The 25,209-nt window shown below is 72.4% G+C and carries 23 protein-coding genes; 10 read left to right on the top strand and 13 right to left on the bottom strand.

Features of this window, described 5'->3' with window-relative positions:
- The first annotated feature begins 142 nt into the window (after positions 1-142).
- Entirely contained in the window at positions 143-1,015 is an 873-nt protein-coding gene (locus BJ964_RS18510; protein WP_188121826.1) for a GNAT family N-acetyltransferase, read from the top strand.
- 340 nt (positions 1,016-1,355) lie between these two features.
- Here BJ964_RS18510 and BJ964_RS18505 read toward each other — a convergent pair whose 3' ends face one another.
- From BJ964_RS18505 to trpC, 5 genes are all read right to left on the bottom strand, one after another.
- Entirely contained in the window at positions 1,356-2,543 is a 1,188-nt protein-coding gene (locus BJ964_RS18505; RefSeq protein WP_188121825.1) for an FAD-dependent oxidoreductase, read from the bottom strand.
- Positions 2,544-2,548: 5 nt separating this feature from the next.
- A complete protein-coding gene (gene lgt, locus BJ964_RS18500; protein ID WP_188121824.1) occupies positions 2,549-3,619 on the bottom strand; it encodes a prolipoprotein diacylglyceryl transferase in 1,071 nt (356 codons plus the stop codon).
- Between the two features lie 79 nt (positions 3,620-3,698).
- Positions 3,699-4,493 (bottom strand): tryptophan synthase subunit alpha, encoded by a 795-nt coding sequence (trpA, locus tag BJ964_RS18495; RefSeq protein ID WP_188121823.1) that lies wholly within the window; start codon positions 4,491-4,493, stop codon positions 3,699-3,701.
- The gene (gene trpB, locus BJ964_RS18490; RefSeq protein WP_188121822.1) at positions 4,490-5,731 is read right to left on the bottom strand and encodes a tryptophan synthase subunit beta; all 1,242 of its coding nucleotides are present in this window, start codon (positions 5,729-5,731) and stop codon (positions 4,490-4,492) included. The genes trpA and trpB overlap by 4 nt, the downstream gene beginning before the upstream one ends.
- Entirely contained in the window at positions 5,728-6,531 is an 804-nt protein-coding gene (gene trpC, locus BJ964_RS18485) for an indole-3-glycerol phosphate synthase TrpC (RefSeq protein ID WP_183218337.1), read from the bottom strand. Before trpC ends, trpB begins: the two co-directional genes overlap by 4 nt.
- A 388-nt stretch (positions 6,532-6,919) precedes the next feature.
- On the opposite strand from trpC, the gene BJ964_RS18480 reads away from it, so the two are divergent.
- Positions 6,920-7,186 (top strand): hypothetical protein, encoded by a 267-nt coding sequence (locus tag BJ964_RS18480; RefSeq protein WP_183217489.1) that lies wholly within the window; start codon positions 6,920-6,922, stop codon positions 7,184-7,186.
- A 16-nt stretch (positions 7,187-7,202) separates the two neighbouring features.
- Here the strand turns inward: BJ964_RS18480 and BJ964_RS18475 are convergent, their stop codons facing one another.
- The 3 genes from BJ964_RS18475 to hisI all read right to left on the bottom strand — a co-directional run bounded on the left by BJ964_RS18475 (position 7,203) and on the right by hisI (position 9,680).
- On the bottom strand, positions 7,203-7,745 hold the full coding sequence (locus BJ964_RS18475) for a Trp biosynthesis-associated membrane protein (RefSeq protein WP_188121821.1): 543 nt from the start codon (positions 7,743-7,745) through the stop codon (positions 7,203-7,205).
- Positions 7,746-7,818: 73 nt separating this feature from the next.
- The gene (locus tag BJ964_RS18470; RefSeq protein WP_188121820.1) at positions 7,819-9,327 is read right to left on the bottom strand and encodes an anthranilate synthase component I; all 1,509 of its coding nucleotides are present in this window, start codon (positions 9,325-9,327) and stop codon (positions 7,819-7,821) included.
- Positions 9,324-9,680 (bottom strand): phosphoribosyl-AMP cyclohydrolase, encoded by a 357-nt coding sequence (gene hisI, locus BJ964_RS18465; RefSeq protein WP_188121819.1) that lies wholly within the window; start codon positions 9,678-9,680, stop codon positions 9,324-9,326. The genes BJ964_RS18470 and hisI overlap by 4 nt, the downstream gene beginning before the upstream one ends.
- Before the next feature lie 275 nt (positions 9,681-9,955).
- Between hisI and BJ964_RS18460 the strand changes: the two genes are divergently transcribed.
- The gene (locus BJ964_RS18460) at positions 9,956-11,482 is read left to right on the top strand and encodes a hypothetical protein (RefSeq protein WP_188121818.1); all 1,527 of its coding nucleotides are present in this window, start codon (positions 9,956-9,958) and stop codon (positions 11,480-11,482) included.
- 126 nt (positions 11,483-11,608) lie between these two features.
- Here the strand turns inward: BJ964_RS18460 and BJ964_RS18455 are convergent, their stop codons facing one another.
- Positions 11,609-12,343, bottom strand: a complete 735-nt coding sequence (locus BJ964_RS18455; RefSeq protein ID WP_188121817.1) for a DUF2470 domain-containing protein — start codon at positions 12,341-12,343, stop codon at positions 11,609-11,611.
- A 70-nt stretch (positions 12,344-12,413) separates the two neighbouring features.
- Here BJ964_RS18455 and rpsD point away from each other — a divergent pair, with 70 nt between their 5' ends.
- The gene (rpsD, locus tag BJ964_RS18450) at positions 12,414-13,022 is read left to right on the top strand and encodes a 30S ribosomal protein S4 (RefSeq protein ID WP_188121816.1); all 609 of its coding nucleotides are present in this window, start codon (positions 12,414-12,416) and stop codon (positions 13,020-13,022) included.
- Between the two features lie 111 nt (positions 13,023-13,133).
- Here rpsD and BJ964_RS18445 read toward each other — a convergent pair whose 3' ends face one another.
- Together BJ964_RS18445 and BJ964_RS18440 are read right to left on the bottom strand one after the other, a co-directional pair.
- Positions 13,134-14,906 (bottom strand): ABC transporter ATP-binding protein, encoded by a 1,773-nt coding sequence (locus BJ964_RS18445; RefSeq protein WP_188121815.1) that lies wholly within the window; start codon positions 14,904-14,906, stop codon positions 13,134-13,136.
- A complete protein-coding gene (locus BJ964_RS18440) occupies positions 14,903-16,666 on the bottom strand; it encodes an ABC transporter ATP-binding protein (protein WP_188121814.1) in 1,764 nt (587 codons plus the stop codon). The genes BJ964_RS18445 and BJ964_RS18440 overlap by 4 nt, the downstream gene beginning before the upstream one ends.
- 116 nt (positions 16,667-16,782) lie before the next feature.
- Between BJ964_RS18440 and BJ964_RS18435 the strand changes: the two genes are divergently transcribed.
- Both BJ964_RS18435 and BJ964_RS18430 read left to right on the top strand, forming a co-directional pair.
- Complete coding sequence (locus tag BJ964_RS18435) at positions 16,783-17,409, top strand: TIGR03085 family metal-binding protein (protein ID WP_188121813.1); 627 nt, start codon at positions 16,783-16,785, stop codon at positions 17,407-17,409.
- A 55-nt stretch (positions 17,410-17,464) separates the two neighbouring features.
- A complete protein-coding gene (locus BJ964_RS18430) occupies positions 17,465-18,724 on the top strand; it encodes an APC family permease (protein ID WP_188121812.1) in 1,260 nt (419 codons plus the stop codon).
- Here the strand turns inward: BJ964_RS18430 and BJ964_RS18425 are convergent.
- Positions 18,693-19,562, bottom strand: coding sequence for a carbohydrate kinase family protein (locus BJ964_RS18425; protein WP_188121811.1), 870 nt, complete (start codon positions 19,560-19,562; stop codon positions 18,693-18,695). The two genes, BJ964_RS18430 and BJ964_RS18425, sit on opposite strands and share 32 nt — an antisense overlap.
- Positions 19,563-19,724: 162 nt before the next feature.
- On the opposite strand from BJ964_RS18425, the gene BJ964_RS18420 reads away from it, so the two are divergent.
- Positions 19,725-21,548 carry an AMP-dependent synthetase/ligase gene (locus tag BJ964_RS18420; RefSeq protein WP_188121810.1) on the top strand — a complete coding sequence of 608 codons (1,824 nt, stop codon included), beginning with the start codon at positions 19,725-19,727 and terminating at the stop codon, positions 21,546-21,548.
- Positions 21,549-21,829: 281 nt separating this feature from the next.
- Positions 21,830-22,273: a pyridoxamine 5'-phosphate oxidase family protein gene (locus tag BJ964_RS18415; RefSeq protein ID WP_188121809.1), complete on the top strand. Its 444-nt coding sequence runs from the start codon at positions 21,830-21,832 to the stop codon at positions 22,271-22,273.
- 341 nt (positions 22,274-22,614) lie between these two features.
- Here the strand turns inward: BJ964_RS18415 and yczR are convergent, their stop codons facing one another.
- Positions 22,615-24,069, bottom strand: coding sequence for a MocR-like transcription factor YczR (yczR, locus tag BJ964_RS18410; RefSeq protein WP_188121808.1), 1,455 nt, complete (start codon positions 24,067-24,069; stop codon positions 22,615-22,617).
- A 59-nt stretch (positions 24,070-24,128) separates the two neighbouring features.
- Between yczR and yczE the strand changes: the two genes are divergently transcribed.
- Positions 24,129-24,791: a membrane protein YczE gene (gene yczE / locus BJ964_RS18405; RefSeq protein ID WP_229807058.1), complete on the top strand. Its 663-nt coding sequence runs from the start codon at positions 24,129-24,131 to the stop codon at positions 24,789-24,791.
- Positions 24,778-25,206: a hypothetical protein gene (locus BJ964_RS18400; protein WP_188121807.1), complete on the top strand. Its 429-nt coding sequence runs from the start codon at positions 24,778-24,780 to the stop codon at positions 25,204-25,206. The genes yczE and BJ964_RS18400 overlap by 14 nt, the downstream gene beginning before the upstream one ends.
- The last annotated feature ends 3 nt before the right edge of the window (positions 25,207-25,209 follow it).

Below are 25,209 nucleotides of genomic sequence, written 5' to 3'. Positions count from 1 at the left end.
CCCTGCAAAGTCTCTTGAGTCTACGTTAAGAGCCTCTGATCTCCGCCAGATGCGGATTGATCACACCTCGTACCGATCCTGCGCACCGATCGGCGGACGAACTGAATAGCACAGCAGGTGCATCGACCGGTAGTCTCGCGCGATGGCGCCAGTGGATTCCGGCCTCTTCGACCGACTCGAGCGGTTCTACGACGCTTTGCCCCGCCCCTGGGCGCGGGTCGAGGAGATCGGCACGCTGGTTCTCTTCGTCCGCGACGGTGAGGGCTGGCCCTACTATGCCCGCCCGGCCCGGGGTTCGCACACCCCTTCCGCAGCTGACCTCACCGCGGTCCGGCGCCGCCAGCGTGAGCTGGGGTTGCCGGAGACCTTCGAATGGGTTCACGAGACCACGCCCGACCTGCTCGCGGTGGCCCGCTCGGCCGGGCTCGACGTGCTGCTCGCGCCGCTGCTGGTGCTCGACCCGGCGGCCCTGGCGCCGGACCTGCCGCTGCGCGGCGCCACCACCCGGCTGCTCGATCCCGCCGCGCCCACGTTCGCCGCCGACCTGGGCGCCTCCCGGGCGGTGGCCCGGCTCGGCTTCGCCGCCCCGGCCTATCAGTCACCCCTGGAGTCGGCGGAGAACGTGCTGCTCATCGAGGGTGCCGGCCCGGCCGAACGGGACGCCGCCGAGCCGCCCACCGCGGAGGCGGTGCGGCACGCCCGGGAGCTGGCCGCCACCGGCGACTTCGTGACGGTCGTGGCCGAGACGCCGGAGGAGGGCATCGTGGCGACCGCGACCAGCCAGCGCCGCGGGGACGCCGCCGAGATCGTCGGGGTGGCGACCCTGCCGTCGGCGCGGCGCCGCGGCTACGCCTCCCAGCTCACAGCCCTGCTCGCCGGGCGGTTGCTGGCCGGCGGGACGCCCCTGGTGTTCCTCTCCGCGGGCGACGACGACGTGGCGCGGCTCTACACCCGGGTCGGTTTCCGGCGGGTGGGCACGGCCTGCGTCGCCGAACCGGCCGCCGCGCCTCTCTGACGGTCAGCGCGATTCCCTCACACTTCCCAACATCTGGTACGCGGTAAGTGTCTACCACATGATCAACCCTTACCGGCCGGAGCCTCCCGGCCGCTCCCGGCCCAGGGAAACGACTGTTTCCAACAGGTCACAGGAAATGTGAGATCTTCCATCCTTCCGCGTCCTGCAATCTGAACTTGCGGCCGAAACCACCGCTTCGCCCCGGCGGGCGCGTCACGGCCGGGACCCGGCAGAGGGTCGCGGTGCGCCACAGAACGGACGGGAATGCGTTTGTTAACGCTCACACGCGTACGGAATAGGGGTTGGAAAAGAATGGGGCGCGGAAAGGGAGAGAAATCCCTCAGTCCGGTGGGGTCCAATCGGCGACCGGATCCAGATGGCGGCCCAGCATTCGCGGGCGCATGTGATTGAGCGCGGCGTCACGGGCGCGTAACGCGAGCCGGCCGCGGGCCTGAACCACCGCGGACATCCGCCGGTTCTGCCGGACCACCGTGGTGGTCCGCGGGTGGCGCACCCGGCTGTACTTCTCGACGGCCGCGATCAGCTCCTCGCCCGGCCCGGCCACGGCGGTCAGCGAGCGCAACGTCGCCACGTCCTCGAACGCCAGGCACGCGCCCTGACCCAGATGGTGCGGCATGGCGTGGGCGGCGTCACCGATCAGCACCACCCCACCGGAACCCGCGGCGAAACCGTAGGCGCGCGGCAACGGCCGCAACTCCCGGACACCCTGCGGAACCAGATCCTCCGGCCGGGTCGCGTCCAGCAGCGCGCCGACCGGCTCGTGCCAGCCGGCGAACCAGCGGCGCAACAGGTCCAGCTGGGTGGCCGGCGACTCGGGACGCGCCGCGCCGGCGGCCGTCGCCACCCAGTAGACACCGCCCCGGCCGGCGGCCCGGTCACCGAGCGGGATCGCCACGAACCGGTAGCCGGCGCCGAGCGTCTCCCCGCCGAGGCCGCGGCCACCCTCCAGCCGCGGCACCCGGAACCCGGGGATGACCGCCTGCCAGGCGGCGAACCCGGAACCGACGGCCACCGCCTCGGGCGCCACCGCGGCACGGACCCGGCTGTCGATGCCGTCCGCACCGACCAGCAGGTCCGCCTCGAACATGGTGCGGCCGTCGCCGACCACGGGCCGCTGCCGCGGGCCCACCCGGACCGAGGTCACCTCGAAACCGGTGCGGATCTCGGCGTTCCCGAGACCCGCGACCAGCGCGTCGAACAGATCCTCCAGGTGCACGGCCGCCGGGGCCGGGCCGGCGCCGGGCCGGGACCGGGGCGCCACCAGCCACTGCCCGTCCGGGCGGCGCACGCCACCGTCCGGCAGCGGCGACGCGATCGCCGTCCAGCCGCCGTCCGGATCCAGCGCCTCCAGGGCCCGCAGGCCGGTGGGCCAGAGCACCACCGCGGCCGGCGGCGCGGCCACCCGCTCCGCGCGTTCCAGCACGGTCACCCGCCAGCCGGACCTCGACAGCGCGCCCGCGGCGGCCAGGCCGGCCATCCCGGCGCCCACCACCACGGCCGTACGCATGAGGGTCAGCTCTCGTCGGAAGAAGAGGCGTCGCTGACCGTCGCCGACACCGTGTCGTTCTTCTCCGCGGGCGGCAGGATGCCGGTGCGCTGGTACTCGTCGAACCGCTCGCGGCTGACCACCTGGTAGGCGATCGGCATCTTGCGGGCGGCATCCTTCTCGCCACCGGACACGTCGACCTGCGAGACGTCGCTCTCCGGCGCGTCGGACGGCTCGAGGGCGGTCTCCGGGGCGTCGATCGGCACCACGTACTCGCGGGGGCCCTTCACCACGAGGAAGTAGATCAGCGCGCCCACGAAGACGGCGACCGAGACGAACACGTTGAGACGGATGCCGAAGAAGGTGTTCGCCTCGTCGACGCGCAGCATCTCGATCCACAGGCGGCCGACGGTGTAGGCCATCACGTACAGCGCGAAGGCCCGGCCACGGCCGAACTTGAACTTCCGGTCCAGCAGCCAGACCAGGGCGGCGACACCGAGATTCCAGATCACCTCGTACGCGAACGTCGGGTGGTAGAGGTCCGGCTTGGTCACCGCCTCGCCGTCGATCACCGTGGCGTGGCCCGGGTTCGCCGAGTCCATCTCGTGCACCTCGAGGCCCCACGGCAGGGTGGTGACCTTCCCGTACAGCTCGTTGTTGAACCAGTTGCCGAACCGGCCGATCGCCTGCGCCACCGGCAGCGCGGGCGCGAGGGCGTCGGCGAACACGCTCAGCGGCAGGCCGATCTGGCGCGACGCGATCCAGGCGCCCACCGCGCCACCGGCGACCGCGCCCCAGATGCCGAGACCGCCCTCCCAGATGTAGAGAGCCCGGATCGGGTCACCGCCGGCCCCGAAGTACTCCTGCGGGGAGGTGATCAGGTGGTAGATCCGGGCGCCGATGATGCCGAACGGCACCGCCCAGACCACCATGTCCAGCGAGGTCCACGGCGCCACACCCCGGTGGCGCAGCCGCTGCTCCATCAGCAGGGTCGCGACGACCATGCCGGCGATGATGCAGAGCGCGTACGCCCGGATCGGGAACCCGAGAAGGTGCCACACCGACTCGGTGGGACTGGGGATGGCGGCGATGTTCACGGGTGCACACGCTACCGCCGTTCGGCACTTCTGTGATGCCCAGGGCACCGGCCAATTTGCCGGTGCCCTGTGTGCTTTCTCAGCTGCGTACGCCCTCGGCCAGTTCGGCGCTCAGGGCACGCAGATCGCGCAGACCGGCGGCCCGGTCGGGCGCCTCCAGCACGCACCGGATCAGGGCGCTGCCGACGATCACACCGTCGGCGAAGGCGGCCACCTCGGCGGCCTGTTTGCCGTTGCCGACACCGAGGCCGACACCGATCGGCATCTCCGGGTCGGCCGACCGGATCCGGGCGACCAGCTCGGGCGCCTGCGAGGACACCGCCTTGCGGGCGCCGGTGACGCCCATCAGCGCGGTGGCGTAGACGAAGCCCCGGCAGTTCTCCAGGGTCATCGCGAGCCGCTCGTCCGTCGACGACGGCGCCACCAGGAACGTCCGGTCGATCCGGTGGGCGTCGGACGCGGCGATCCACTCGGCCGCCTCGTCCGGGATCAGGTCCGGCGTGATCATCCCGGTGGCCCCGGCCGCGGCCAGGTCCCGGGCGAACGCGTCGACACCGTACTTCTCGACCGGGTTCCAGTAGGTCATCAGCACGACCGTGGCGCCCGCGGACGCCACCGCCTCGATGATCTTCAGGGTGTCCCGGGTGCGGACGCCGTTGGCGAGCGCGATGTCGCTGGCCTTCTGGATGACCGGGCCGTCCATCACCGGGTCCGAGTACGGCAGCTCGACCTCGATCACGTCGCAGCCGGCCTCGTGCATCGCGATCATCTGCTCGATGCTGTGCTCGACCGTCGGGAACCCGGCCGGCATGCAGCCGACCAGCACCGACCGGTTCTCCGCCTTCGCCTTCGCGAACGTCTGCGCGATACTCACGTGTTCTCCCCCGGTACGACCGTCTCCACCTGGTCCAGCAGGCCGAAGTAGGCGCCGGCGGTGTGCACGTCCTTGTCGCCGCGACCGGACAGGTTCACCACGATCGTCGGGGTCCGGCCGAGCTCCTCGCGCAGCCGCGGGGCGATCTTCGCGGCGCCGGCCAGGGCGTGCGAGCTCTCGATCGCCGGGATGATCCCCTCGGTACGGCAGAGCAGCTGGAACGCCGCCATCGCCTCGGCGTCGGTGACCGGCTCGTAGGTCGCCCGGCCGGTGTCGTGCAGCCAGGCGTGCTCCGGGCCGACACCCGGGTAGTCCAGGCCCGCCGAGATCGAGTGCGACTCGATGGTCTGGCCGTCGTCGTCCTGGAGCAGGTAGGTGCGGTTGCCGTGCAGCACGCCGACCGACCCGCCGGTGATCGACGCCGCGTGCCGGCCGGTCTCCATGCCGTCGCCGCCGGCCTCGAAGCCGTACAGCCGGACGCCCTCGTCGGGCACGAAGGCGTGGAAGATGCCGATCGCGTTCGACCCGCCGCCCACGCACGCGGCCACCGCGTCCGGCAGCCGGCCGAGCTGCTCCAGGCACTGGGCCCGGGCCTCGACGCCGATGCCGCCCACGAAGTCGCGCACCAGCTCCGGGAACGGGTGCGGCCCGGCCGCGGTCCCGAGCAGGTAGTGGGTGGTATCGACGGTGGAGACCCAGTCGCGCAGCGCCTCGTTGAGCGCGTCCTTCAGGGTGCGGGAGCCGTTGGTCACCGGGACCACGGTGGCGCCCAGCATCCGCATCCGGGCCACGTTCAGCGCCTGCCGCTGGGTGTCCATCTCGCCCATGTAGACGACGCACTCCAGGTCCAGCAGGGCGGCCGCGGTCGCGCTGGCCACGCCGTGCTGGCCGGCGCCGGTCTCGGCGATCACCCGGGGCTTGCCCATCCGCTTGGCGAGCAGCGCCTGGCCCAGCACGTTGCGCACCTTGTGGGCGCCGGTGTGGTTCAGGTCCTCCCGCTTCAGCAGGATCTCCGCGCCCAGCGCCTCGGACAGCCGGGACGCCCGGTACAGCAGCGACGGGACGGCCGCGTAGTTGAGCAGCAGGTCCTGGAAGCGGGCCTGGAACTCCGGGTCCTGCTTCGCCGACCGGTACGCCGCGTCGAGCTCGTCCAGCGCCTTGATCAGCGCTTCGGGCACGAACCGTCCGCCGAACCGGCCGAAGTGCCCGGCCAGGTCCGGCAACGTCCCCGCGCTCATCGCACGGGCCTCGGGGTCGCCGGGTGGTTGCCGGCGTTGACCAGCTCGGCCACCGCGTCGCGCGGCGACTTCTGGGTCACCAGGCCCTCACCGACCAGCACGGCGTCGGCGCCGGCCGACGCGTACCGGATCAGGTCGTGCGGGCCGCGCACACCGGACTCGGCGATCTTCACGACGTTTTGCGGCAGGCCGGGCGCGATGCGCTCGAACACCGACCGGTCCACCTGAAGGGTGCGCAGGTCCCGGGCGTTGACGCCGATGACCTTCGCGTTCGCCTCCAGAGCCCGATCCGCCTCCTCCTCGTTGTGCACCTCGACGAGGGCCGTCATGCCCAGCGACTCGATGCGCTCGAGGAGGCCGACCAGAACGTTCTGCTCCAGTGCGGCGACGATCAGCAGGACCAGGTCGGCGCCGTGCGCGCGGGCCTCGTGCACCTGGTAGCTGGAGACCACGAAGTCCTTGCGCAGGACCGGGATCCGCACCGCGGCACGGACCGCGGCGAGGTCGTCGAGCGAGCCGCCGAACCAGCGGCCCTCGGTGAGGACGCTGATGCAGCGGGCACCGCCGGCCGCGTACTCCCCGGCCAGCTCGGCCGGGTCGGGGATGTCGGCGAGCGCGCCCTTGGACGGCGACGCCCGCTTCACCTCGGCGATCACCGCCACTCCGGGCTTGCGCAACGCCGCGTACGCGTCGATCGCGGGCGGCGCCGCCGCCGCGAGCTCACGCACCTTCTCCAGGGGCATCGCCGCCTGCCGCGCCGCTACGTCCTCACGGACGCCGGCGAGGATCTCCTCGAGCACGTTCTGCGAAGCCGCTCCGCGCGCGGGTCCGCCACTGCCCGCTTCCGCCTGATCGGATGTCACCTAATGACTCCCCTCTCCGGGTGTCTTCGGCCTGATGCTAGGAGGTGACGGGGGGTGACGGCCTCGTGGGGGTATGGCGCGCCTCACGGAATGGACTGCGGCATAATGCCAGGCTGCCCGTCGCCGATGTCTCATCCCTCACATGGTGACGCCGCTCGCGCCCCGCTGTACTGGGACACCTCCTCCATTCGGCCGATGCCACTCCACGTTGACACGGGTGTCACCGTGCGGAAATAGGACTCGGCCATCATGTGACTCGGGCAGACTTGTCCCGGCGCCGTCAGGACGCCGTCAGCCAGCCGGACGATTGATGCGGAGTCGACCCATGGCCACCGACATGCTGAACCAGCCGATGAATTTCGCCGCCGTCTCACGGGTCCTGGTGTCCGTCGCGGCCGAGGTCGCCACCGGGGTGCAGCGCGCCGTCGTCGGATCGGACAACGTGCGGACCGCGCGCGACAACGCGTGGGACGCCATCCAGGCCGACCGGGCCCGGGCCGCGGCCCGCGCGGAGACCGCCCGCGCGGTCGCCGCCATGATCGCCACCCGTCCGGCGTCCCGGCCCCGCCGGGCCCGTTCACTGGCCGTCTGACCTGACTCTTTAACTCTTACGGGTGATCCGGGCCGCGCGCGGTCGGATCGTCCCCCCGATCGAGGGCGTCCCACAGTTCCCGGGTTCCGTCCACCGGCTCCGCGGCGGTGGGTGCGGTGCGCTCGTACCGGGCGGACATGGCCGGCCAGAGATGGCCGTGACGGGCCGCCAGCAGGCCGCCCACCCCGACGGCCGCGCCGCCCAGCACGCACAGCACCGGCCAGATCGAGCCGGCCGTCCCGGCGGCGCCGGGGTCCAGCGTGACCCGGGCCAGCACAGCGCCCGCCGCGATCCCCGCCGCCGCACCGATCAGCAGCACACCGAGCAGCCGCCGGGCCACCCCGCGGGTGGCCAGCAGCGCGCCCGTCCCGGCGAGCGCCGCCACGGCCAGGCCGATCAGCCAGGGCTCCACGTCGGCGCCGGTCTGCTCGGTCCGCAGATCGGACAGGCCCGGCCGCTGCTCCACCTGGACCGCCCACACCCGGGTGGCCGCGTAGAGCGCCAGACCGGCCCCGGCCAGGCAGGACAAAACCGCGACCAGCGGACCTTTCCGGGTCATCGCGGCGCCTCCGCTGCGCTCCGGCGCCGCGACGAGAGCCGCACCGAGCTGACTGATTCGCTCGCAAGCTCGCTCATCGGGCGGCGCGCAGGGTTTCGGCCGAGGCTATGGCGGCCAGCACGGCGGCGGCCTTGTTGCGGGTCTCCTGCTCCTCGGCGGCCGGGTCGGAGTCGGCCACGATGCCGGCGCCGGCGCCCACGTACGCCACCCCGTCCTTGATCAGCGCGGTCCGGATGGCGATGGCCATGTCCATGTCCCCGGCGAAGCCGAAGTAGCCGACCGTCCCCCCGTAGAGACCGCGCCGGGTCGGCTCCAGGCTCTCGATGATCTCCATGGCCCGGACCTTCGGCGCCCCGGACAGGGTGCCGGCCGGGAACGTGGCGGCCAGCGCGTCGAACGCCGACCGGTCCTCGCGCAGCCGCCCGACCACGGTCGACACGATGTGCATGACGTGGCTGTACCGCTCGATCCGGGCGAACTCCGGCACCTCGACGCTGCCCGGCTCGCAGACCCGTCCCAGGTCGTTGCGGCCCAGGTCGACCAGCATCACGTGCTCGGACCGCTCCTTCGGGTCGGCCAGCAGCTCGGCGGCGAGCGCGGCGTCCTGCTCCGGGGTGGCGCCGCGCCAGCGGGTGCCGGCGATCGGGTGCAGCAGCGCGGTCCGGTTGGCGCTGACCTTGAGATGCGCCTCCGGCGACGAGCCGACGATGTCGAAGTCGTCGAAGCGCAGCAGGTACATGTACGGGCTCGGGTTGGTGGCCCGCAGCACCCGGTAGACGTCCAGCGGGTCGGCGTCGGTGGGCCGCTCGAACCGCTGCGCCACCACGATCTGGAAGCACTCGCCGGCCCGGATCGCCTCCTTGGCCTCCTCGACCGCCTTCTGGTACTCCCCCGGCAGGGTGCGGCTGACCGGCTCCCCGGCCGGGCGGCGCTCGACCGTCGACACCATCGGCGGCGTGGGCCGCGACAGCGCGGTGGTCATCGCGTCCAGCCGGCCGACCGCCTGGTGGTAGGCCGCCCGCCGGGAAGCGTCGTCGGCGTCCTCCGGCAGCACCGCGTTGGCCACCAGCAGCGCCGAGCCCTCGTGGTGGTCCAGCACCACCAGGTCGGTGGCCAGCATCATGCCGAGCTCGGGCAGCCGCAGGTCGTCGGCCGCGGTGGACGGCAGCCGCTCGAACCGGCGGACCAAGTCGTAGCCGAGGTAGCCGACCATGCCCCCGGTCAGCGGCGGCAGGGCCTCGTCGGCGGCCGGGCCACCGGTCAGCGCGGCCACCGTCTCGCGCAGGGCCACGACCGGATCACCCCCCAGGGGTACGCCGTCCGGAGGAGAACCGAGCCACTCCGCCTGCCCGAACCGCTCGACCAGGGTGGCCGCGCTGCGCACTCCGACGAACGAGTAGCGGGACCAGGCCAGGCCCTGCTCCGCCGACTCGAGCAGGAAGGTGCCCGGGCCGCCGGCCAGCTTGCGGTAGACGCCCACCGGGGTCTCGCCGTCGGCCAGCAGCTTGCGGGTGACCGGGACGACCCGGCGACTCGTGCCGACGAAGGTCGCCTCGTCGGGGACGGTCACTCCGCTGGTCACTGTGCCTCCAACAGGTCGTCGGTGAAGCAGGTGTGGGTGCCGGTGTGGCAGGCGGCGCCGGTCTGCACCACGGTGACCAGCAGCGCGTCGCCGTCGCAGTCCAGCGAGACCCGCTTGACGTGCTGGTGGTGGCCGGAGGTGGCGCCCTTCACCCAGTACTCCCCACGGCTGCGCGACCAGTAGGTGGCACGGCCGGTGGTCAGCGTGCGGTGAAGCGCCTCGTCGTCCATCCAGGCGAGCATGAGCACGTCGCCGGTGCCGTGCTCCTGCACGATCGCCGCGACGAGACCGTCGGGCGTGCGCTTGAGGCGGGCGGCGATCGCCGGGTCGAGGATGGTCTCAGCTTCGGGCACGGACTGGATTCTCCCCCATCGTCCCCGCAAGCCGTAACGACCCGCTCCAGGGCCCACGATCCGGTAACCGGGGATGTGCGGGACGATCCGGGGCGGTACCGTCGCCGGGAGCGCCCGCCCTGCTCCACCACAGCGGCATTACGGCAATCCCGGCGGGCGCCGCCTCGCGACGGGAGTGGTGAACCCCAATGGAGCCGACGTCCAGCCAAGACAACACGCGGCCCTCGCCCGGCCTCGCACGGTTCTGGCAGGTCCGTCCGGATACGGACGATCCGGTGGCCCCGGAGCCGCCCCTCGCGCCCGAGCCTCTGGAGACTCCGGCCGATCTGCTCACCGGGTCGAAGCTGGGCACCTTCCGCAGCCGTCCCATCCCGCCACTGGCGCCGATCGCCTCGGCGGGCGGCCCGGCAGACCCGTTCGGACTGAACCGGGCGGCCGCCCGGAGCGGGTCCACCGGCGGCCGTCCGACGCCCGCTCCACCGGCCCGGGAAAGGCACGGCGATCCTGATCACTCAGCGCCTCCGGACGAGGAGCCGGAGCCGCCGCAGGACGTAAAGTCCTCCGAACCCGAGGGCGTCGGGGGCTTCGGCCTCGGCGGGCGTGCCGGGCGATTCCTCTTCGGCGGCCGGGACGGCGATGATCCCGCGACGGTGGCGGCGGAGGACGGCGACGAGGAGCCCGAGGCCTCCCCGGGCGGCCAGGAGCCGGCCGGCGAGGCGACGGCGGACGCCGACGCCGATCAGGACGCCGCCGAGGTGGCGGAACCCAGCGACGAGAACGGACGTGAGGACATGAACGGACGGGCAGGGGCGCCCGGCTACGCGCAGGCCGCCGACGCGGTCGCGGACGCGGCAGCCGAGGCGGCCGAGGAGTCGCCGGGCCAGGTCCCGGCGGAGCCGCAGCGGCCCGCCGCCGGCTGGGCCAGCGTTCCCGGCACGCAGCCGGTCACGCCGATCTCGGGCGGGCCGGTCTCCGGCGCCCCGGTGTCGCCGGCCTACGCGCCGAACCCGTACACGGTCGCCGACTTCACCCCGGACCACCCGGCCGGCACTCTGCATCCGGTCTCCGGCCAGCCGGGCGGCCCGGAGGGCCAGAGCGCCGAGCCGGCCGATCCGGCGGTGCCCGCCCCGGTGTCACCGGCGCAGGTGCAGATCCCGGCCACCCGGCCGCCGGCGGAGGACCTCTCCGGCTACCCGGACCTGCCGCCGGCCACCGACGGCGGCTACGGCTTCGCCTCGTCCGGCTACAGCCTGGGCCGGCCGCCGGAGGCGTACGGTGTGGCCTCGGTCACCCCGGCCGCGCCCGCCCCGCCGGAGTTCCCGTCGTTCGGCGGCGGTGACGCCCTGGGCGGCCTCACGGTGAGCATCCCGGGCCTGCGCGCCCGGGAGGAGACGGTCGTCGAGGAGCAGATCCCGTCGGCGCGCCGCTCGGCCAGCCTGGAGGACATCGAACCGTTGCGCCGCCCGGGCCGCCGGGCCCGCGAGGAGGAGGAGCCGGCCGCGGAACCGGCCGCCGAGGAGCCGCAGCCGGTGATCGGCCGGACCGTCTGGGACGAGGACGCGGCCCGGCACTTCCGGGCGGCGTGGCACGAGGTGAAGGCCGAGTTCGTCGACGACCCGGAGCGGGCCCTGACCCGGGCGCACGACCTGCTCACCGACGCGGTCAACGAACTGACCGAGGTGCTGCTCGCCGAGCGCGACGAGCTGGACCCGCTGCGCGGCACCGGTACGCCGGACACCGAGAGCATGCGGATGGCGATGCGCGGCTACCGGGAATTCCTGGACCGGATCCTGTCCCTGTGACGGGAATCGGGGAAGAGTAGTGAGCCCTGCCACCCGCGGCACCGGGTGGCAGGGCAGAGGACGGGCTCCCGCGGCCTGACGGCGGCAGAAGGTTGGGCCGCGGGAGCCCGCCCGATCAGGGGGTCCTCAGGCCGCGCTGTCGCAGCAGCGGCGGCAGAGGACCGGGTGCAGCAGGTGTGCCAGGTCGTGCCGGTCGGTGACCGGGCGGGGGAAGGCGAGGCGGGCGCTGCGCCCGCCCATCCGGACCAGGAAGCCGTAACGGTCCATCCGTACGACCTTGGGCTCGTCGCCCGGACGGGCGGCCTTACCCAGCTGACGGCGTACGTAGTCGCTCATCTCGGCCATGTGGTGATCGGCCAGATCGGCGATCAGGTCGAACTCGACGGTCCGCAGCGGGTCCGGGGTGGCCTCGGCGTAGTCGTCCGGGTCGATCTCGACGAGCTTGTCGTTGCGCTCGTGACGGACCTCCGCGACCTCCATCCGGTAGAGGCGCTGACCCTCGCCGATGTCCAGCAGGTCGCCGCAGGCGTCGGTGTCGGCGTAGTCCAGGGCGGCGGCGCGGGCGTCGTCACCGGACAGTTCGGCGGCCCAGCCGGAGACCCAGACCCGGCCCAGCGAGGGCGAGGAGGCCATCGGCGGGACGTCCCGGATGTCCAGTACGAGGGCGGTGTCGTCGTTGCCCTCCTGTGGGCGTAGAGCGCCGGCGAGGGTACCCTCGCTAGGCACTAGCAGAAGCACGCGTCCCTGTGCATCGGTGACGTGCCGGACCGGAGTCGGGCCGGGACGGCAGGCGATGTGGGCGACGGCGGGCAGGTGGCCGGCGGCGAGCGTGCGCGCGATCTCGGCGGGACTGGGTTGCATGACGAGCACCTCCGGGCACCGGTTAGGCTTACCTAAGTTAGGCAAGGCTTACCGTAACAGGAGATCGCAGTTGAACAACTCTCGACCCAAAGCCAAGCTCTCCCGAGCTCTCGGCATCCCTCTGACGCGTAAGTGCGTCAAGTACTTCGAGCGGCGCCCGTTCCCGCCGGGCGTGCACGGCCGTGGCCGGCGTAAGAGCTCGGACTACCAGGTCCGTCTGCTGGAGAAGCAGCGCCTGCGCCACCAGTACAACATCAGCGAGGTCCAGATGCGGGCCGCGTACGACGCCGCCCACAAGGCCGAGGGCAAGACCGGCGAGACGATGGTCACGCTGCTCGAGCGCCGGCTGGACGCCACGGTGTTCCGCGCCGGTTTCACCCGGACCATCTACCAGGCCCGCCAGCTCGTCGTGCACGGTCACTTCACCGTGGACGGCAAGAAGGTGGACCGTCCCGGCTACAAGCTCAAGCCGGGTCAGGTCATCGAGGTCAAGGAGACCAGCCGCGCCAAGCCGCCGTTCCAGATCGCGGCGACCGGCACGCACATCGACGGCCCGACCGCGCCGTACCTGTCGACCGTTCTCGAGGAGCTGCGCACCACGGTGGTCCGTGCCCCGCAGCGCTCCGAGGTTCCGGTTCTCTGCGACGAGCAGCTCGTCGTCGAGTACTACGCCCGATAGGTAGCACCAGGCTCTTGAATCGCTGAAATGGCGGGTTCCTCGCCGCGGCTGCGCAACCGTGCAGCCGCGGCGGGCGACGCGCTCATCTCACCGGCGCACCATGAAAGCCGGTCAGCGTGTTTGTTCCAACCAGCTGGCGTAGAGCTTGGCGTAGATCGAATCCTCCTCGGTGAGGAGGACGGAGTGCGGGCCGCGTTGAACGACGCGGCCCGCATCCACCACGATGACCTCGTCGGCGGCCTGGGCCGTCGACAGGCGATGCGCGATGGCGACCGTGGTCCGGCCCCGGGTCACCAGGTCGAGCGCGTGCTGCAGGCGAACCTCGGTGGCCGGGTCGACGGCACTGGTCGCCTCGTCCAGCACCAGCAGGTCGGGGTCCGCGACGTACGCCCGGACCAGCGCGACGAGCTGACGCTCCCCGACGCTGAGCGCCTCCCCGCGCTCCCCCACCGGGGTGTCGAGCCCGGCCGGCAGGCCGGCGAGCCAGTCCCCCAGCCCCAGTTCCGTGAAGGCCTCCCGCAGCTCGCCGTCGGTGAGCGCGGGCTCGGCGAACCGGATGTTCTCGGCGACCGTCGCGTCGAACAGGAATCCGTCCTGGGGCACCATCACCACCCGTGACCGCAGTGACGAGAACCGCACCGCGGTCAGCGGCACCCCGGAGAGCAGGACCGTGCCCTCGGCCGGGTCCATCAGCCGGGTGAGCAGCTTGGCGAAGGTGGTCTTTCCGCTGCCGGTCTCGCCGACCACCGCGTACTTGCGGCGCGCCCCGAGTTCCAGGTCCACGCCGGAGAGCACGATCGGGCCGCCCGGATAGCGGAACGACACGTCCCGGAAGCGCACCGACAGCGGGCCGGCGGGCAGTTCCACGCCCTCGTCGTCGGGGTCGGCCACATCCGGGTCGGCGTCCAGCACGTCCAGGATGCGCCGCCAGCCGGCCACCGCGTTCTGCGCCTCGTTGAGTTGCTCGGTGGCGATCTGCACGGGCTGGATGAAGAGCGTCACCAGGAACAGGAACGCGGTGAGCCGGCCCACCGTCATGTCGCCGTCCAGCCCGAGCAGGGTGCCGACCACGACCACCCCGGACAGGGCCAGGCCGGCGCCGATCTCCCCGCTGGAGAAGCTGGTGACGCTGGTGCGCATGGCCCGCTGCTGGGCGGTCCGCAGATCGTCGACGGCGGTGTCGATGCGCTTCTCGGTCCGCCCGGCCACCCCGAACGAGCGGATCACCGTGGCGCCCACGACGCTCTCCGCGACGGTGCCGAGCAGCACGCCGCTGCGCTCGCGGACCGTCCGGTAGACCGACGCCAGCCGCTTCTGGAACAGCCGGATCACCGCGACGGCCGGGCCGAAGGCGAGCAGCACCACGAGGGTGAGCTGCCACGAGTACGCGAACATCACCACCGAGGAGACGACCAGCTGACCGCTGGCGAGCATCAGCTGCACACCGCCGGTCTGGAGGAACACCGAGATCTGGTCCACGTCGCCGGTGACCCGGGAGACCATCGAACCGCGCCGCTCGGACTGCTGGTGCAGCATCGACAGGTCGTGGATGTGGCGGAACGTCCGCGACCGCAGCCCGCCCAGCGCCGTCTCGCTGACCGTGAACAGCCGCCGGGTCATCAGGAAGCCGCAGAACGTCGACACGGCCAGCACCATCAGGGTGATCGTCACGTAGCCCAGCACCAGCCGGGTGTCCGGGCCGGACGGGCCGTTGATGCCGTGGTCGATGCACTGCTGCACGGCGACCGGCACCGACACCCGGCCGGCCATCTGGAGCACCGCCAGCGCGATCGTGCCGGCCAGCCCGGTCCGCAGCTCCGGCGACAGCGCCAGCCCCCTCCGCAGGGTGCCCAGGGTTCCGACCTCGCTCGCGAGCTCGCTCACTTGTCCGCCTTCTCGTACGCCGTGACCAGTTCCCGGTACCCCTCCTGGGTGGCCATCAGCTCCTGGTGCGTGCCGGTCGCCACGACCCGGCCCTGATGCAGGTAGACCACCTCGTCGGCGAGCGCGATGCTGGCCCGCCGGTACGCCACCACCAGCAGCGATGTCCCTGCCGCACGGAGCGCGCCGAGGATGGCCGCCTCCACCCGCGGGTCGACCGCACTGGTGGCGTCGTCGAGCACCAGCAGGCGGGGCCGCCCGGCCAGGGCCCGGGCCAGGGTGAGCCGCTGCCGCTGCCCGCCGGACAGCGAGGTGCCGCGCTCGCCGACGGCGGTGTCCAGCCGCTCCGGCAGCCCGCCGGTGAACCCCTCGGCCTGGGCCAGCCGCAGCGCCGCCCACACCTCGTCGTCGCCGATGCCGGGCCGGTCCAGAGACACGTTGCCGCGGATCGTGTCGTCGAACACGAACGGGATCTGCGGCACCAGCGCGCCCGCCCCGGCCAGCGCGGCCGCTGACAGGTCGGGCAGTTTCACCCGGTCGAGGGACACGCTGCCGGACTCCGGGTCGACCAGGCGCAGCGCCAGCGCGGCGATCGTCGACTTGCCGGAGCCGGTCGCGCCGACCAGGGCCACCGTCCGGCCCGCCGGTACGGCGAAGCTCACCTCGGACAGCACCGGCGGCCCGTCGGCGTACCGGTAGCCGACCCGGTCGAACCGCAGCTCGGCCGGGCCGTCGCCGGGCAGTTCGCCCTCGCCGTACCGGAGATCGCCCTCCGCCGACAGCACCGCCTGGACCCGGTCCCATCCGGCCACGCTGCGCGGCAGCTCGCCGATCACCCACCCGATCGCGCGCACCGGGAACGCCAGCACCGTGAACAGGAAGGCCACGCTGATCACCTCGGACACGGTGACCGCGCCGTTCTGCAGCCGCCAGGTGCCCAGCACCAGCACGGCCAGGGTGCCGACGCTGGGCAGGCTCTCCATCAGCGGGTCGAAGACGCCGCGCAGCCGGCCGACCGCGACCAGGGCGTCGCGCAGCTCGGTGACGAAGACGGCGAACCGGCGCGACTCGTCGGCCTCCCGGCCCATCGTCTTGACCACCAGGGCGCCGTCGAAGCTCTCGTGTGCCACGGTGGCGACCTTGGCCCGCATCCGCTGGGCGTGGATCTGCCGCGGCGACATCCGCCGCGAGTAGAAGAAGTTCAGCGCGAACAGCGCCGGGAACAGCGCGACACCGACCATGGCCAGCACCCAGTCGGTGACGAACAGCGCGATCATCGCGACGGCGAGCATCACGATCGTGCCGACCGCGAACGGCAGCGGCGCGATCGGCGCGAACGCCGCCTCGACGTCGGAACTGGCGTTGGACAGCAGCGAACCGGTGGCGTGCCGCTGATGCCACTCCGGCGGCAGCGACAGATAGCGGCGGGTCACCGCCCGCCGGTACCGCGCCTGGAGCCGGAACTGCATGAACCCGGCCCCGAGCCGGCGGGCGAAGATGCTCGCCACCCGCAGCCCGCTGATCGCGAGCAGGGCCACGACGGCCAGCGCGAGGCCCGCGGTGTCCACCCGGTGTGCCGCGAAGGCGGGCGCCACGACATGGCCGATCAGAAACCCGACGACGTACGAGTTGGCGACGATGAGAAGTCCGAAGAGGCTGCTGCCGAGCGAGCTGACGACGAAAAGCCGTGGCTCCGCCCGGATCGCCTTCCCGAGCACCCGCAGTCCCCGTCCCAGCACGTCGTTGCCGGTACCGCTGCTCAATGTCCTACCTGACTGGTAAGTGTTCGCCGGGGCCACCGGCCTTACCCGTCCATCCTGCCGCCCACACCGGCTGTTTACAGTGTGGCCACAATTACATCGAGGCCTACCATCGGACCATGACCAACTACGCCCGCGCCGAGCGGGAAGCGCTGGCCGACCTGCTGTCGAGCGAGGGACCGGACGCGCCGACGCTCTGCACCGGCTGGACCACCCGGGACCTGGCCGCGCACATCGTGGTCCGGGAGCGCCGGCCGGACTCCGCGGCCGGGCTGCTGATCCGCCCGCTGGCCGGGTACGGGGAGCGGGTGCGCCTGGCCCGCGCCGCTCTGCCGTACCCGGAGTTGATCGCCCAGCTGCGCACCCCGCCGGTGTGGAGCCCGGTGAGCAACCCGCTCGTCGATCCGCTGGCCAACACCATGGAGATGTTCATCCACCACGAGGACGTCCGGCGCGGCGACGGTACGTGGGAGCCCCGCACCCTGGACCGGGAGCTGGAGGCCGCCCTCTGGCGCAACGTCCGGCTGATCGCCAGGACCGGGCTGCGCCGCCTCGGTGTCACCGCCGCGATCGAGCCGGCCGGGTTCCCGGCGGTCCGCGACAGCGACGACCCGCAGGTCCGGGTCGCCGGCGACGTCGGCGAGTTGGCGGTGTTCTTCTTCGGCCGGCAGCGGGCCGCCCGGGTCGCCGTCGACGGTCCGCCCGAGGTGGTGGAGCGCCTCCGCACGGCTCGCCTGGGCATCTGAGAACGATCGGGAATTGGCTCGATCGACAGGCCGGTCCGGCCCTAGATTCGAACCCATGTCCGAACGCACCAACCTGTCGGTCGCCCAGGGCGCCGCGCTGTCCGTCGGCGCCGTCCTGGGCACCGGGCTCATCTCGCTGCCCGCCCTCGCCGCCGAGGCCGCCGGCCCGGCCTCACTGGTCGCCTGGCTCGCCCTGATCGTCCTGTCCGCGCCGCTGGCCTGGACCTTCGCCGCGCTCGGCGCCCGCTATCCGGACGGCGGCGGGGTGTCCACCTACGCGCAGATGGCGTTCGGCCCGCGGGTGGCGGCGGCGGTCGGCTGGTGCTTCTACTTCGCGGTCCCGCTGGGCGCGCCGGTCGCGGTCGGTTTCACCGGCGGGTACGTCGCCGACGTCCTCGGCGGTGGCCGGCTCACCGAACTGGCCACCTTCCTGGCGATCGTCGGTACGGCGTACACGATGAACTGGTTCGGCCTGCGCGTCTCCGGCCGGATCCAGCTGACCCTGTCGATCTCCCTGGCCACCCTGCTGGTGGTGACGGTGGTGGCCGCCCTGCCGCATGCCCGGATGGACAACCTGACCCCGTTCACCCCGCACGGCTGGACCGGGATCGGCGCCGCAGCGGCCCTGCTCGTCTGGGGTTTCGCCGGCTGGGAGGCGCTGTCCTCGCTCTCCGGGGAGTACCGGAACCCGCGCCGCGACGTCCCCCGGGCCACCCTGATCGCGGTCGCCGTGGTCGGTGTCCTCTACCTGGCCGTCGCCACGGTCAGTGTGCTGGCCCTGGGCCCGGCGCTGGCCGGCAGCCGGGCGCCGCTGGCCGACCTGCTCGCGATCGGCCTGGGCGGCCCGGTCCGGATCGTCACCGCGATCGTGGCGGTGGTGCTCACCCTCGGGGCGGTCAACGCGTACTTCGCCGGGGCGAGCCGTCTCGGCGCGGCGCTGGCGGCCGAGGGCGCCCTGCCGGCCCGGGTGTTCGGCACCCAGCGCCGGTCGCTGACCGTCATCCTGCTGGGCAGCATCGTGGCCGTCCTGCTGCCGCTCGATCTGCACACCGCCGCCCTGCTGGTGACCGGCTGCTTCACGCTGGTCTACGTGATCGGCACGGCGGCGGCGCTGCGCCTGCTGCCGGCCGCCGGGTCCCGGGTGGTGGCCGGGATCGCGTTCGTGGCGGTGGTGGGCCTGCTCTGGCTCAACGGGTGGCCGGCCCTGCTCAGCCTGGTGATCGCCGGCGGCGCGCTGCTCTATCAGGCGGTCAGCGGGCGCAGGAGGGCCAGGCCCTCCCCGATCAGCGAGTCGTCAGGGTCTCCCGGTCGATGAACGAGCCGGGGCCGACCGGGGCGGTGCACGCGTACGCCCCGGCGATGACCGCCCGGTCCATGCAGGCGTCGTCGCCGGCGCCGGACAGCCAGGCGGAGAGGAACGCCGCCGCGAACGCGTCACCGGCGCCGTTGGTGTCCACGATCGGCGCGCCCGGGTCGACCGCGTCCCGGTGCGTCACGCCGTCCCGGGTGTACAGGTCTGCGCCCTTGCCGCCGTTGGTGACCACGACCCTGGTGGCCACGCCCTCTTTCAGGATCCGCTCGGCGGCGCCGGAGGCGAGTTGCACCCCGCTCACGAAGACGATGTCGGCGCCGAGCGCGAACTCCAGGTGGTGCGGGTTCTCGCCGTCCCAGTCGTGCAGGTCGGTGGAGATCGACACACCGGCCGCACGCAGGTCGGGCAGCAGGTGCCGGGCATAGTCCATGATCGTCACGTGGACGTGCCGGACGTCCGCCGGCAGCGGCCGGTAGTACTCCACCGGCAGGCGGTATCCGGGAACGTCGCGCCCGTCGTAGAGCGACAGCCGCCGGCCGTCCGGGCTCATCAGGTTCACCGCCCGGCGGGTGCCGGCCGGGGCGGGCGCGGCACGCAGACCGATGCCCCATTCCGCGAAGGCAGCCCGGACCCGGCCGCCCGGCTCGTCGTCACCGACCGTGTCGATCACCGAGACCCGCTCACCGAGCGCGCGCAGCGCGAGCGCCACGCATGTCCCGGTGTGTGAGACGTGATCGAGGATGGGTCCCTGCGGCCGGGCCGAGTCCGCGCCGAGCACGGGCAGGTCCGCCACGGGCACCACGGTGTCGATGCCGGTGCCGCCGATCACCAGGAATGTCATGGCGGCAAACCTAATGCGAGATGTGCGGGTCTCTGGACCCGGCCCGTCCGCTGACTAGGATGGGGGCGATTGATACAGACTCTTCCCGTGATGCCGTGCGCCCATTACTGTGCGGTAACACTCACGTTACCTACCCCCCGTTCAGGTTGAAGGCGGCGCCCGATGGCTCTCGAGGTTCCCTACCGGTCGATCCCGGACATGCTCTTCCAGCGCGTGGCCAAGACCCCCGACGCGCAGGCCCTGGCCGGCCCGAACGCGACGGACACCGGCGCCGACTGGTTGACCTGGCGGCAGGTGGGCGAGCGGGTCAAGGCGATCGGCGCCGGCCTGCGTGAGCTCGGCGTCGGCCTGGAGGACCGGGTCGCGATCCTGTCCAACACCCGGCTCGAGTGGATCCTCGCCGACCTGGGCATCAACGTGGCCGGCGCGGCCGCCACCACGGTCTACCCGACCACCGAGCCGGAGGACACCGCGTTCATCGTCTCCGACTCGGGGTCGAAGGTCCTGATCGCGGAGAACGCGAAGCAGGCCCTGAAGATCTCCGGCACGGAGACCGCCATCACCAAGGTGGTGCTGATCGACGGCCCGGCCGACGCCGGCGCCACCCCGCCGCAGATCACCCTCGCCGACCTGGAGCAGCTCGGCGCCGAGGCGCTGACCCGCGAGCCCAGCCTCATCGACGACGTGGTCGCCCAGCTCGGCCCGGACACCCTGGCCACGCTGATCTACACCTCCGGCACCACCGGCCGCCCCAAGGGCGTCGAGCTGCTGCACCGCGGCTGGACGTGGGAGGGCGTCGCGCAGGAGAACCTCGGCCTGTTCGCCCCGACCGACCTGCACTACCTGTGGCTGCCGATGTCGCACGCGTTCGGCAAGACGCTGCTCTGCGGCATCCTGCACGTCGGCGTCCCGACCTACGTCGACGGCCGCGTGGACCGGCTGATCGACCTGCTCGCGGTGATCAAGCCGACCCTGATGTGCGCCCCGCCGCGCATCTACGAGAAGGTCTACAACAAGACCGTCACGAGCGGCCTCTCCGGCAGCGGCCTGAAGCCGAAGATCTTCAGCTGGGCGGTCGCCACCGGCAAGAAGCGGGTGGCCCTCCAGCAGGCCGGCAAGCCGGTCCCGGCGAGCCTCGCGTTCCAGTACTCGATCGCCGAGAAGCTGGTCTTCTCCAAGCTCCAGGCCAAGCTCGGCGGCAACATCAAGGTCCTGGTCAGCGGTTCGGCCGCGCTCAGCCGCGACATCTCCGAGTTCTTCGCGGCGGCCAACCTCCAGATCCTCGAGGGCTACGGCATGACCGAGGCCTGCGCCGCCAACTTCGTGAACCGCCGCGGCAAGCTCAAGATCGGTTCGGTCGGCCAGCCGCTCGGTGACCTCGAGGTCCGCATCGACACCGACGGCGAGGTGCTGATGCGCGGCGCCCCGGTGATGCGCGGCTACCACAACCTGCCGGAGGCCACCGCCGAAGCGTTCACCGAGGACGGCTTCCTGCGCACCGGCGACATCGGCGAGATCGACGCCGACGGCTACCTCAAGATCACTGACCGGAAGAAGGACCTGGTCAAGACGTCGGGCGGCAAGTTCATCGCCCCGTCCGCGATCGAGGGCTCGTTCAAGGCGGTCTGCCCGTACACCTCGCAGGCGGTCGTCATCGGCCAGAACCGCAACTTCGTCACCATGCTGATCGCCCTCGACGAGGAAGCCATCACCGCGTGGGCGGCGTCCGGCCCGCTGGCCGGCAAGACCTACGCCGAGATCGTCGCCGCGCCGGAGACGATCGCCCTGGTCGAGGGCTACATCCAGGAGCTCAACGGCAAGCTGAACCGCTGGGAGACGATCAAGAAGTTCGCCCTCCTCCCGCGCGACCTGAGCATCGAGGCGGGCGAGGTCACCCCGTCCATGAAGATCAAGCGCCGCAGCGTCGAGGCCAACTTCTCCGACGAGATCGACAAGATGTACGCGGGATCCCTCGCCCAGATCTGAGCTAGGCCTGATTGCTCCGCTTCGCTCCGCGGCAAAACGCCTTGTAACCGGTGTCGAGGCAGGCGATTTCCCGCCGCAGCACACCCCGCTGCGTCGGCAAATCGCTTGCCTCGACACCGGCGGCGTTTTGCGGGTATGGCGAGTGCACCGCCGTAGGTGTCGGGTGGGCGTTCTGTGGGTGGGTGGGTGAGGCGCCATGGTGATCTTCCGGCGTTTCGTGAGGGCTGTTCACTCGGTTGAGACAGTCGGCAAGATTGTTAGTGCGTCCTAGGCTGGCGGCCATGAGCGATGTCGTGAGAACACGAGCCCAGCGCAAGGCCGACACCCTCGCACGTCTCGCGGCCCCGGTGGTCGATGCCTGGGTGGCGACCGACGGGCCGTACCTCGTGCCGCTCACCCTCGCCTGGCACGAGAACCGGATCATCCTGGCCACGGACCGGGAGTCGCCGACCGCCCGCAGCCTGATCGCCACCGGCAGGGCGCGCGTCGGGCTCGGCCCCACCCGCGACGTCATCATGATCGACACGGTGCTGGACCGCTGGCTTCCGGTCTCCGAGGCGCCCGGGATCGGCGAGGCCTACGCCGGCCAGAACGATTGGGATCCGCGCACGGCCGGCCCGTCGTACGTCTTCCTGATCCTGCGCCCGGACCGCGTCCAGGCCTGGCGCGAGGTCAACGAGATCCGCGGCCGCACCCTGATGCGCGACGGCGCCTGGCTGATCTGACCGGCCGGCTCCCAGAACTGTTTCGGAGGGCCCGGGACAGCACTCAGAACCGGCCGGACCACCGATCAGCCGGCGGGCGCGCCATGGGTCTGCGTTGCAGGTGATCGCGTGGGGCGGGACCACCGGGCTAAGCCCGGCGGGCGCGGCACAGGCCGGGGGACGGCAGATGCTCGCGTGGCGCCGGCGGGACGGCCAGGATTCGGCGGGGCGGCGCACGCCGTACCGAAAACGGGTGTGAAAAAGGCGCAAGGGGCCGCGGAGAACGAGCCGCCCAACCAAGCGCAAGGAACCGCCGGAGAGCGAAACGCCCGCCCGAGCGTGACGGGTGCCGGAGAGCGGGGTCAGGCGATGACGGCGGGGGTGCGCCAGGACGGCGCGGTGGCGTGGTCGAGGTCGTGGCGGACCGAGGCGATGCGGCGGACGGCCTCGACCAGGTCGTCGGCCGGGAGGGTGAAGGGCAGGCGCAGGAAGCGTTCGAGGGTGCCGTCGAGGCCGAAGCGGGGGCCGGGCGCCAGGCGCACGCCGACGTCCTCGGCGGCGCGGGAGAGGGCGCTGGAGATGGGGCCGTCGAGTTCGGCCCAGAGGGTGACGCCGCCGGCCGGGGTGACGAAACGCCATTCGGGGAGGCGGACGCGGAGTTCGGCGACCAGGGCGTCGCGGCGGAACCGCAGCTGGGCCCGGCGGGCCGTGACGATCTCCGCGGAGAGGCGGAGCAGGTGGACCGCGACGAGCTGTTCGAGAACGGGACTGGCCATGTCGACGCCGACCCGGATGGCGGCCAGCCGTTGCACGACCGGCGCGGACGCTCGCACCCAGCCGATCCGCAGGCCACCCCAATATGCCTTGCTCATGCCGCCGATCGAGGTGACCCTGGAGTGCCGGTCGAAGACGGCGACCGGCGGCGGCATCTGCGCCCCGTCGAGCGGAAGGTCCACGAACGACTCGTCGACGACGAGTTCGGTGCCGGTCGCGTGTGCCGTGGCGACGAGGCGTTCGCGCAGCGAGGCCGGCATCAGGTGGCCGGTGGGGTTGTGGAACTCGGGGATCACGTAGGTCATCCGCGGCCGGGTCTGGCGCAGCGCGCCGAGCAGCATCTCGCCGTCCCACCCGGCTTCGGCGTCGAGGCCGTGGGTGCTGATCCGGGCGCGGCGGGCGGCGAGGGCGGCCAGCGCGTTCGGATAGGTGGGCGTCTCCACGAGGACCGGCGCCCCGACCGGCACGGACAGGCGCAGCACCAGGTCGAGGGCCTGCTGGGTGCCGCTGGTGACGAGGATCTGCTCGGCCGAGGTGGGCACGCCGCGGACCGAGTAGGCCTCGGCGACGGCGGCCCGCAGCTCGGGCAGCCCGGTCGGGTGGTAGCCGGCGCTGCCGAGGTAGCGGGGCAGGTCGTCGGCGGCGGCACGGGCGGCCGGCACCAGCTCGACCGGCGCCGCGGAGGCCGCCACCCCGAGGTCGATCATGTCGAGGTCGTCGTCGGGCGTCCACAGGCCGGAGGTGGCCACCCGGTGCCCGTGCGGCAGGGTGGTCCAGCTTCCGGCGCCGCGCCGGCTGGTGAGGTGGCCGGTCTCGCGGAGGTTCCGGTACGCCGCGGACACGGTGGTCCGGCTGACCGCGAGCGCCTCGGCGAGCTCCCGTTCGGCCGGCAGCCGGACGCCCAGCGCGAGCCGGCCGTCGGACAGCAGCCCGCGGACGGCGGCGGCCAGGGCGGCGTAGTCAGGGCTGCGGCGACGGCCCGGCAATGCGTGCCACCGGCCGAGCAGGCGGGCCAATTGGTCTCCACGTACCGACGTCGTCATAGCCACCTCCGATGAATTGGCACTTTAGCACCGGCCGATTGGCATGAAGAGTGGCTGTCATGAGCCTGCTGCGCCGTGTCCCCCAACTGTTCGCCGGTCTCGTCCTCTACGGCGCCAGCATGGCCCTCATGATCGAGTCGGGTCTCGGCCTCAACCCGTGGGACGTCTTCCACCAGGGCGTCTCCGAGGTCACCGGGATCAGCTTCGGCTGGGTGGTGCTGCTGACCGGCATCCCGGTGCTGCTGCTGTGGATCCCGTTGCGGCAGCGTCCCGGGTTCGGCACGGTGGCCAATCTCATCGTGGTCGGCTTCGCGGCGGACGCGGCCCTCGCGCTGCTGCCGTCCGCCGCCACGATGCCGGGCCGGGTCGGCTATCTGGTCGGCGGGATCCTGGTGAACGGGTTCGCGACCGGCCTCTACATCGGCAGCCGGATGGGGCCGGGGCCGCGCGACGGGCTGATGACCGGGCTGGCCGGGCGGCTCCCGCGGGTGTCGCTGCGGGTGATCCGTACCGGCATCGAACTGACCGTGCTGGGCGCCGGATTCCTGCTGGGTGGGACAGTCGGGGTGGGCACTATCGCGTACGCGCTGGCGATCGGTCCGCTGGTGCACCTGTTCCTGCCGTTGCTGACCGTCCCGCAACCGGCCGGCAGTGATCTTCCGGACACATTCGCTTCCGGGTACGCCGACGGCACGGCATCATTGCGGCATGGGGGCCGGTGACTGGAACTGGAACGACGCTTGGATCTTCGTCTCCGCGGTCATCGCCGAGCGCCTGGAGCGTGACCGGGCACTGCACGCGGCGCTGCCGGTGACCGGGGCGACGCTGGCCGATCTGCTCGCCTCGGCGGATTTCCTGCACCACAGCGTGCCCACCCGCGAGGAACTCGAGGAGTCGATCCGCCGCCTGGCCGGTGCCGGGCTGATCATCGTGGACGACGACGTGTTCGAGATCGCCCCGGCCGGTGAGCAGCTCTGGCGGACCCGGCCGTTCAGCGGCCTGTCATCGGCCGTGATGACGTTGCAGGCGCAGCTCAACCGGGCGGCCCGGCCCGGCTGGAGCGAGTGGACGCTGGACGAGCGGGCCTACAACGCCGCCGTACGGGAATACAGTCTCCGGCTGGCCGACGGCCGCTAACGG

The sequence above is a fragment of the Actinoplanes lobatus genome (assembly GCF_014205215.1).
In the GTDB taxonomy this organism is placed as follows: Bacteria; Actinomycetota; Actinomycetes; order Mycobacteriales; family Micromonosporaceae; genus Actinoplanes; species Actinoplanes lobatus.
The sequence above is the reverse complement of the archived record's forward strand: the minus strand, read 5'-3'. Positions and strand labels throughout refer to the sequence as shown.

Coding starts and splice junctions, on each gene's coding strand:
- BJ964_RS18510 (WP_188121826.1), top strand. CDS start 143: ATGGCGCCAGTGGATTCCGGCCTCTTCGACCGACTCGAGCGGTTCTAC.
- BJ964_RS18505 (WP_188121825.1), bottom strand. CDS start 2,543: ATGCGTACGGCCGTGGTGGTGGGCGCCGGGATGGCCGGCCTGGCCGCC.
- trpB (WP_188121822.1), bottom strand. CDS start 5,731: ATGAGCGCGGGGACGTTGCCGGACCTGGCCGGGCACTTCGGCCGGTTC.
- BJ964_RS18480 (WP_183217489.1), top strand. CDS start 6,920: ATGGCCACCGACATGCTGAACCAGCCGATGAATTTCGCCGCCGTCTCA.
- BJ964_RS18475 (WP_188121821.1), bottom strand. CDS start 7,745: ATGACCCGGAAAGGTCCGCTGGTCGCGGTTTTGTCCTGCCTGGCCGGG.
- BJ964_RS18455 (WP_188121817.1), bottom strand. CDS start 12,343: ATGCAACCCAGTCCCGCCGAGATCGCGCGCACGCTCGCCGCCGGCCAC.
- BJ964_RS18435 (WP_188121813.1), top strand. CDS start 16,783: ATGACCAACTACGCCCGCGCCGAGCGGGAAGCGCTGGCCGACCTGCTG.
- BJ964_RS18430 (WP_188121812.1), top strand. CDS start 17,465: ATGTCCGAACGCACCAACCTGTCGGTCGCCCAGGGCGCCGCGCTGTCC.
- BJ964_RS18425 (WP_188121811.1), bottom strand. CDS start 19,562: ATGACATTCCTGGTGATCGGCGGCACCGGCATCGACACCGTGGTGCCC.
- BJ964_RS18420 (WP_188121810.1), top strand. CDS start 19,725: ATGGCTCTCGAGGTTCCCTACCGGTCGATCCCGGACATGCTCTTCCAG.
- BJ964_RS18415 (WP_188121809.1), top strand. CDS start 21,830: ATGAGCGATGTCGTGAGAACACGAGCCCAGCGCAAGGCCGACACCCTC.
- yczR (WP_188121808.1), bottom strand. CDS start 24,069: ATGACGACGTCGGTACGTGGAGACCAATTGGCCCGCCTGCTCGGCCGG.
- yczE (WP_229807058.1), top strand. CDS start 24,129: ATGAGCCTGCTGCGCCGTGTCCCCCAACTGTTCGCCGGTCTCGTCCTC.
- BJ964_RS18400 (WP_188121807.1), top strand. CDS start 24,778: ATGGGGGCCGGTGACTGGAACTGGAACGACGCTTGGATCTTCGTCTCC.